The sequence below is a fragment of the Deinococcus arboris genome (genome assembly GCF_009755355.1).
GTDB lineage: Bacteria > Deinococcota > Deinococci > Deinococcales > Deinococcaceae > Deinococcus > Deinococcus betulae.
Genome location: NZ_WQLB01000068.1, coordinates 1 through 5,560 on the forward strand (window position 1 = coordinate 1; position 5,560 = coordinate 5,560).

The following is a 5,560-nucleotide window of genomic DNA, read 5'->3' on the forward strand; positions in this document are numbered from 1 at the left end:
GGTCAGCCGCTTCCTTGATCAGGGCGATGCGTTCACCACTGGCCCGGATCATGCCGGCCGCCGCTATGCCCTGTTCAATGAGGGCATAGGCACTCTTGCGCGCGGCCACCGCGTGGGCGTTCTCGTACACGCCCGCTTCCTTCGCCGCCTGGCTGAGTTGGTTGAACGACTTCAAGGCTTCCAGGCGTGCGGCCTCGTCAAACTCGCCGGCCGCCACCTTCTCCCGGACGCCATCAGCCAACGTGGCGTAGTCCTGGCGCAGGGACCGCACGGCCTGCTGTGCCTTGACCAGCGCCTCGCCTACTCCTTTGCTGAACTCGACGGCGCGGGTGCCTCCCGCCGTAATGCTCTCTTCCGTGAGCTTCTCAAGGTCAGCCGCGATCTTGTCCTGAGCAGCCTTCAGGGCGTTATCGGCGGCTTTCTCGGCGTTCTTATAAATCTTTTCGCTGTTCTCCAGCTTCAGGGTGCGTGCGGCATCGTTCAGGCTCTTATCGTTCGTGATACCGGCGTCGCGGTCCTGGCGCTCTTTCTCGGCGATGGCCTTCCGAGCGTCATAGGTCAGCTGGGCATACCGCAGCTCGACGGCCGCCACTTTGCTGGCATTCTCGCCGGCCTCGCGCAGGTCACGGGCACGGTCTTCTTCCAGGCGCCCCAGTTCCAGCCGGGCCGCTTCAATCTGCCCCTGGCGCAGCGCCTCATTGATTTTGGCCTTGCGCTGCTCGGCTTCATTCTGCTTCTGCTCGGCTTCACGGTCAGCGGCGTCTTGTTCGCGGCTGATGCGGTCCCGCTCGCTCTGGGCCTTCTTCGCCGCGTCGCCACTCAGGCTGAGCAGCTGCTTGTACTTCTCGCTGGTGGCGCCATTGCGGGCCTGTTCGGCCTTGGCTGCCACGTCAGCGGCCTTGCTGATCGCGTCCAGATTCTTCAGGTAATCAGCGGTGCTGCCGCCCTGATCCTTCAGGGCCTGGGCAATGTCGAGCTGGCCTTTCAAGCGGTCGAAGGTCTGGCCGTACTGAGAGACGGCCTTGTCGCTTTTGCCCGTCTCAAGACCCACCCATTCCAGCGCCTGGGCGGCCAGATCGTTGGATTCGCGGAACTTCTTGAGCGTTTCGGTGGCCGCTTTCCACTTCTCAGCGTCAGGCGCGGCGCCACGGGGCGCGTATTTCTCTACGGCAGCAGTCAGCCGCTGCGCTTCCTTGATATAGGCGTCAAAGCCCTTTTCTGCGATGGCCAATTCAGGGGGGCGAGCACCGTAGCCACTGCCTTGGTAGTACCCCTCTTTGTCTTCTCCCTGGTACTGCAACGAGGTAGGGCTGACCACGTTGCCGGCGCGGTTGTAGCCCATCAGGTGCAAGTGGGGGTAGCTGCCCGCCGTGGTGCCACTATTCCCCACGCCGCCAATCTTCTGACCAGCTTGGATAATGGCTTTCCCACCGCCTGCATCCAGCGCTTCCAGCACGCCTTTGTCGAAGGAGTCAAGGTGGATACCCACCAGCTTCTGCCCAAGGGCGTCCACCAGCTCAAAGACCTTGCCGTTTTTGGCGTCTTCCCGAACGGTTAGGGTGCCGCTAAACGGGGCCAGAATGGGTGCGCCACGAGGTGCACCATAGTCAATGCCATTGTGGGTCGCATTGGCCGACACGGCGCCGTCGTGGTGGTAATCCTTGCCACTGACACCGTAGTCGTTCAGCACCGTGCGCCCGCCCATGCCCAACAGCGTGACGAGGGTTTTCCCGCCGACCAGTGCCGTGCCGTCTGGGATGCCAGTCGTGGACCCAGTCCCGCCCTTCTCTGGTCCGAGGGCGCGGGGACGCTGGCTGGCTGCGGCCTGAATCTTGCCCAGCGTGGCGCCCAGCGTCCCCAGAACCTTCAGCGCCTGCTGCTCCACGCCCTGCGCCATACCTTCCAGCCCGAGGGTGCGGTACTGCGTGGCATTCTTGGCCGCCAGGCTGACCGTGTTCTGCATCAGTTGCAGGTTCAGGGTGACTTTCTCCAACTCGGCTTCGGTAAGGTCGGACTTGCGCAGTCCAGTCTGTTTCAGCCAGGTTGGGAGATCCAGCGTCTCAGCGCCGAACGACGCCTTGCCCTTGAACAGGTTGCCGTACTCGCGGTTGATGGCCACCAGGTCTTTGAGGAAATTCCCTGACCATTCCAGCATCTTGGCTCCAGTTGGTAGGAACGCTTCGCCGGCCTGAATCTGAAAGTTTTTCAAGGCGGCGTTGAACTTTTCCTGCTCTCCACGCACACCTTCCAGTTTCTTGTTGGCCGCTTCGGTGGCCTTTCCAGTGCGATCTAGAAGCTCGGTACGCCGTTCCAGACCAGCACTGCCCTGTTCCACGAGGATGTTGAAGGCACGAATCCCGTCTGAGCCGAAGATGGTTTCCGCCGTGACGGCGCGCTGCTCGGGGGTCAGCTTCAGGAAGGCGGTGCGCAGTTCCTCAACGATCTGGCCCAGATCTTTGAAGCGCCCGTCCGCTGTGAAGGCGCTGAAGCCCAGCTGCTGCATTGCCTCCTTAGCGGCATCGCTGTTCGGGGTCAGAGCTTGTAGAAAGGTCTTGAAGCTGGTGCCCGCATCACTTGCCCCAATCGTCTTGTCGGTCATGAAACTGATCGCCGCCGTGAACTTGGCGAAACTGACGCCTGTGCTGTCCGCTTGGGAGCCCCCAGCAGCAATAGCATCGCTGAAGTTCTCAATCTTCACGGAGGTGCCGTTGACGGCGTTGGTCACGATGTCAGTCACTTGGGCCAGATCTTTTGCCTCCAAACCGAAAGCCTTCGTACTGCCGGCGGCCACCGCAGCGGCAGTGGCCACATCGGTATTGACCGCCTTGGCCAGAATCAAGCTGTTGACGAGGCCACCATCAATGATCTGGGCCGTGTTTAGGCCCTGGCTGCCCAGTTCCTCAATCCCCTTTGCAGCCTCGATACCATCTATGCCCAGGTTGACCAGTTGGGTGCTGCGGGCCACGTCGTTCAGCTGCTGCATCTGAGCCGTGGTGGCTTCGGTAGTGGCCTGGGCCTTGAGCATGGCCGCTTCATAGTCAGCCGCCGCGTTGAAGTTGACGGCCAGGGCGACGGCCGCAGCAGTTGCAGTGGCGGCAATTGCTGTAAAGGCCAGCGCGGTCTTGGCGTCATTGATGGCGGCCTCACACTGCACCGCGTCCTGTTCCCGGCGGGCGTCAGTGAACGATTGAACGTGCTCCGCCGCGCCTTCCACCGCACCGCCCAGGGCTTCGGTAGCCACCTCGGTCGCCGCGCCGGCGGTGGCCGCCGCAGCGCTCGCCGCTGCGTTCTGCTCAAGCTGCTTGTTCAGGCCGTCCAACGCTTGTGAGGTGGTGCTGATCTTCCCGGATTCGAGGATGCCGCCAGCTGCCCCACCCAGCAGCATGCCGCCCAGGTTGCCCGTCACGGCCCCGCTACCCAGATTCGTGGCAATCCCGCTCCGGGCCGCATCACTGAGCCCATTCGCCGCGCGCTTGGCATCGTCCCAGCGGGACCGGATACCGCTGACAAAACCATCCCCCACCATGCGGCCCAGGTACTCCATCACGCGGGAAGGCGAGTGAATGTCCAGCCGCTCGCGCACCGCCGCTTCAATGCCGTCAGCGGCTTTCCCAGCGGTGTCCTTGACCTGCGCCTGGTCGGATTTCATGCCCCGGATCAGGCCCTCCATCGTGTCAGAGCCCAACGTTTCGGCGGTGTTCACCGCTGCCGCGCGCTTGGCGGCGATGTACTGCACGAAGCCGCCCAGCAGGTCGCCGGCCACGCCGAACTGCCCCAGAGCGGATTGCAGGCCCATCGAGACGCCTTCAGCCAGGCCGCCTCTAGGGTTGATGCCCTCGGCCCGGTCAATGGAGCGCTGGGCGCCGGCCGCCACCTGAGTCAGCCGGCGGTAGGCGTCCGTTGTCTTGTCCACCGCCTGCGCCTGAAGCAGGGCCTGGCTGTGGATGCGCCGCTGGGCTTCGAGAAGTTCGGCCTCCCCGATTTGGCGCGCTTTATACATATTCCGGTACGAGACCATCTCGTTTGAGAGGGCGTTCACGCTGGCCATCGAGCGCTGCTTCTCGTCACGCGCGGCCTGGGTGGCCAGCTGGGCCGTCAACCGCAACTGGGCCTGCTGTTCCCGGATGCGGGCGGTGCGCTCAGCCGCAGCGGCGGCCTCTGCCCGGCCTGCTGCCGTCTGGGCACGGTGAGCCGCGATGACCGCCGCGTTCTGTTCCTGAAGGGCACGCATGCTGGCCTGGTACTGCGCGCCCAGCAGCCGGGCGTTCTGGGTCTGCTGCGCCGTCTGCTGGCGGTTCAGGTCGCCCATCTGGGCCAGGTCACGCTTGACACGCTCTATGGAGTTCAGGGACTCGCGGGCGTCCACAGTGATCTTGACGCCGGTTTCGCGTTCCACGAACTGCCGGTACTTGGCCAGCTGCGTGTGCACGTCACCCATATCGAGAACAGGCGTGAGGACCAGATCACCAAGAGAGGTCTGGGTCATAGGGGGTGCCTCCAAAGGGGAATGAAAAACCGCCCACGGGGGGCGGCTTGGTTGAGAGCAGGAGATTTGACTTCTCAGCTCAGTTGATCGTGAATCCCAGGTCGTCTACAAAGAAGTGCTTGTATTGATTGGTACCAGCGATAGAAATGTAGCTCACGTTGTTCCAAGTCACTGTATTGGTCGCCACTGGCTGCTGATTGGCAGCTGAGTTGGAAAACGTTGTTGTTCCAATAACGTTTCCACTCACACCGTAAGCAGTCAACGTTGTTGGTTCTGCTGACTCCCAATTTCCCGCGCTGATGCTGGCGACGTTAAATGTATTTCCGTTCTCTGTGCGAATTCGCATAGGTCCGGCGGTCAAATAGCCCGCGATAGCCTTATGACCATCTGGAAACACTTTGAAACCACTTGCGTTATTTTCAACAAGATAGTGGTTATTATCGCTCGTCTCAAGACGAAGTCCCAAGTCAGTGGTCACAGTTCTGCCTAGATACTGATAAAAAGTATTGCTGTACCCACTACGGTACTGGAAGGTAAGGCTGTCAAATAGGTTTCTGGATGCGGGCACAGGGATGACAGCCGTGAACGCAGCAGTTTTAACGTCTGTTCCACACGTTAACGTGATGGTAAAGGTTCCGCTCGATGTATAGCTGTGGTCCTTCTTCTCCGTGCTGACATCAGCTGGTGTGGGCGTCAAGACGCTTTCCGTCTTGCCGTCGCCCCAGTTGACGGTGCAGGCGGTGGCCGCCGGGTAGGTGGTCTTGACGTAGGCGCGTGCAGAGCTGTCAGTGAGCTTCAGGACATTGAGATACGACTTGGAGGCAACCGCCTGGGCGCTGAGATCACTCGTCAGTCCCAGGTTTTGGAGGTCACGCAGAACAGTCGCTTCAAACGACGCCACGTAGTCCACACCAGCGATAGAAGGTTGGGCGTTCAGCTGGGGCGCAGAAGTCGTCCCGCAGGCGGCGAGCAGCAAGGGAAGCAGCAGTGCAAATCGTTTCATGGGTAGAACCTCGGAGTAGGAGAGTGGCTTACCAGCCGATGTAGTAATCAACCGTGGCGGTGTACAGGCCC

2 protein-coding genes are annotated in these 5,560 nt (G+C 61.5%); both read right to left on the bottom strand.

Features of this window, described 5'->3' with window-relative positions:
- The coding region (locus GO986_RS22255; RefSeq protein ID WP_157461719.1) for a phage tail tape measure protein at positions 1–4,486 on the bottom strand (4,486 nt) is incomplete at its 3' end.
- 79 nt (positions 4,487–4,565) lie between these two features.
- The gene (locus tag GO986_RS22260) at positions 4,566–5,489 is read right to left on the bottom strand and encodes a hypothetical protein (RefSeq protein WP_157461720.1); all 924 of its coding nucleotides are present in this window, start codon (positions 5,487–5,489) and stop codon (positions 4,566–4,568) included.
- Between the last annotated feature and the right edge of the window lie 71 nt (positions 5,490–5,560).